The following is a 2,481-nucleotide window of genomic DNA, read 5'->3' as shown; positions in this document are numbered from 1 at the left end:
GCCTGCGGCGGGAGCGGCCTGCGGCCGCGTCCTCAAACGCCGGACGGGCTGGATTCGCGGACCGTAGTCCGCAAGCTGCGGCATTTCAGCCCGTCCGGCGTTTGAGGACAACGCGGCGCAGCCGCGGCAGCGGCTACCCGCGCGGCTGGCCGTAGTTGCGGAGTTTCCCGGTCGCCTCGTCGAGCTGGTCGGCGGTCAGGAGTGCCGGGGCGCGCCCCGGCACCGACGCCGACGTCAGCCACACCCGGCACATCCACTCCAGCTGAGCCGTGCGGTCGTACGCCTGGTCCAGGGTGGCGCCGTAGGTGACCGTGCCGTGGTTGCGCAGGAGGCAGCCCGTGCGCCCGGCTAGGGCCCGCAGCATGTTCCGGGCGAGTTCCTCCGTGCCGTAGAGCGCGTAGTCGGCAACGCGGACGGGGCCGCCGAGGGCGCCCGCCATGTAGTGGACCAGCGGCAGCTCGTCGACCAGCCCCGCGGCGGCCGTGGCGTGGACGGCGTGGGTGTGGACGACGGCCGCGGCGTCGGTCGAGCGGTAGAGGGCGAGGTGCATGGGGAGCTCGCTGGTGGGGGTGAGCTCGCCGAGCACCTGTCGTCCGTCGAGGCCGACGCCGACCGCGTCCTCCGGTCCGAGCCGGTCGTAGGGGACCCCGCTGGGCGTGACGAGGACGACATCCCCGACCCTCGCGGAGACATTGCCGGACGTGCCCACCACCAGCCCTTCCGCGGTGGTGCGGCGGGCGGTGGCCACCACGTCGGCCCAGGTCCGCCGGATTTCCTCGCGTATGGTCTTCGCTGTCTGCATCGTTACCCGCCTCCGGTTCGCGTCACTGCCCGGCCCGACCCAGTTCACCTTCCGTTCACCAAGGGTCTTTACGGTCGCCGCTGTACTGACCATCGAGCTGATTGCCTGGGTGAATGGAACACATCACGCTTCTCATCGGGATCGTGATCGTCACGGCCTTGGTGTTCGACTTTACGAACGGCTTCCACGACACGGCCAACGCCATGGCCACCACCATCTCCACCGGGGCGCTCAAGCCCAAGGTGGCGGTGGCGATGTCGGCGGTTCTGAACCTTGTCGGCGCGTTCCTGTCCGTCGAGGTCGCCAAGACCATCTCCGGGGGAATCATCGACGAGAGTGCCGGGATCAGACCCGAAGTGATCTTCGCGGGGCTGATCGGCGCGATCGTCTGGAACCTGCTGACCTGGTTGGCCGGACTCCCCTCCAGCTCCTCGCACGCCCTCTTCGGCGGCCTCATCGGCGCGACGATCGTGTCCGTCGGCTTCAACGCGGTCAACGCCGACAAGGTCGTGATGAAGGTCCTGATCCCGGCCGTCGCGGCCCCCGTCGTGGCCGGTCTGGCCGCCATGGTCGCAACCCGGCTCACGTACCGGCTCGCCAGGGGCCGGGACGAGAAGGAGACCGCCAAGGGCTACCGCGCGGGCCAGATCGCCTCCGCGGCCCTGGTCTCCCTCGCCCACGGCACCAACGACGCCCAGAAGACGATGGGTGTCATCACCCTCGCGCTGGTCACCGGCGGCGTCGTCGCCCCGCACTCGGACCCGCCGCTGTGGGTCATCGTCTCGGCGGGCCTGGCCATCGCGCTCGGTACGTACCTGGGCGGCTGGCGCATCATCCGCACCCTGGGCAAGGGCCTCACCGACATCCAGCCGCCGCAGGGCTTCGCCGCCCAGACCGGTGCCGCGACCGTGATCCTCGCCTCCTCGCACATCGGCTTCGCGCTCTCCACCACGCAGGTCTGCTCCGGCTCGATCATGGGCTCCGGCCTCGGCCGCAAGGGCGGCGTGGTGCGCTGGTCGACGGCGGGCCGGATGGCCATCGCCTGGTGCCTGACCCTCCCGGCCGCGGGCCTCGTCGCCGGTGGCGCCGCGTTCCTCGCCGACCAGGGCGACTGGGGCGTCGCCGCGGTCGCCGTCCTGGGCCTGGCGGTCTGCGGCGGGATCTACGTGGCCTCCCGGCGCCAGCCGGTCACCCACGACACCGTCAACGAGGTCGACGACACCGTGACCGCCGAGCCGGCGGGCGTCGTCACCGCGGCCCTGCAGGCCGTCGCCCCGCCGCCGGCGGGCCCCCTGTCCCCCGAGGCCGGGCGCACGCCCGCGGCCGCGGCCAGCTAAGGAATCCACCATGCAGATCGACTGGGCAGCTCTGGGCCAGGTCTTCGGCGTCAGCCTCGTGGTGACGGTCGGACTGGTCGGCGTCTTCACCCTCGGCATCGTCGGCACGTCCTCCGCGTCCGCGGAGGGCACGCGTCCGGGTGCGCTCGCCCGCACGGGCGCGTATGCGTGCTACGCGCTGTGCGCGGCGGCGGTGGGATACGGCATCTTCTTGATCGTCGGCTAGGTCCGAACCGCGCTGACGCGCGTTGTCCTCAAACGCCGGACGGGCTGGATTTCCAGCCCGTCCGGCGGCCCGGCGGTCACGGTCGACACCGCCTGCTCGATGTCACTGGTGGCGCT

Annotated in this window: 3 protein-coding genes; 2 read left to right on the top strand and 1 reads right to left on the bottom strand. The window is 71.7% G+C overall.

The window, feature by feature from the left end:
• Window positions 1-133: 133 nt before the first annotated feature.
• The gene (locus ACWD4A_RS35295) at window positions 134-802 is read right to left on the bottom strand and encodes a class II aldolase/adducin family protein (protein WP_451200562.1); all 669 of its coding nucleotides are present in this window, start codon (window positions 800-802) and stop codon (window positions 134-136) included.
• Between the two features lie 113 nt (window positions 803-915).
• Between ACWD4A_RS35295 and ACWD4A_RS35290 the strand changes: the two genes are divergently transcribed.
• Together ACWD4A_RS35290 and ACWD4A_RS35285 are read left to right on the top strand one after the other, a co-directional pair.
• A complete protein-coding gene (locus tag ACWD4A_RS35290) occupies window positions 916-2,139 on the top strand; it encodes an anion permease (protein WP_451200559.1) in 1,224 nt (407 codons plus the stop codon).
• Between the two features lie 10 nt (window positions 2,140-2,149).
• The gene (locus ACWD4A_RS35285; protein WP_451200557.1) at window positions 2,150-2,365 is read left to right on the top strand and encodes a hypothetical protein; all 216 of its coding nucleotides are present in this window, start codon (window positions 2,150-2,152) and stop codon (window positions 2,363-2,365) included.
• The last annotated feature ends 116 nt before the right edge of the window (window positions 2,366-2,481 follow it).

The sequence above is a fragment of the Streptomyces sp. NPDC002537 genome (assembly GCF_053594975.1).
This window is presented reverse-complemented; position numbering and strand designations above follow the sequence as displayed.

What these genes read in the sequence shown, in the direction of transcription:
- ACWD4A_RS35290 (WP_451200559.1), top strand. Translation starts at nt 916, where the DNA reads ATGGAACACATCACGCTTCTCATCGGGATCGTGATCGTCACGGCCTTG.
- ACWD4A_RS35285 (WP_451200557.1), top strand. Translation starts at nt 2,150, where the DNA reads ATGCAGATCGACTGGGCAGCTCTGGGCCAGGTCTTCGGCGTCAGCCTC.
- ACWD4A_RS35295 (WP_451200562.1), bottom strand. Translation starts at nt 802, where the DNA reads ATGCAGACAGCGAAGACCATACGCGAGGAAATCCGGCGGACCTGGGCC.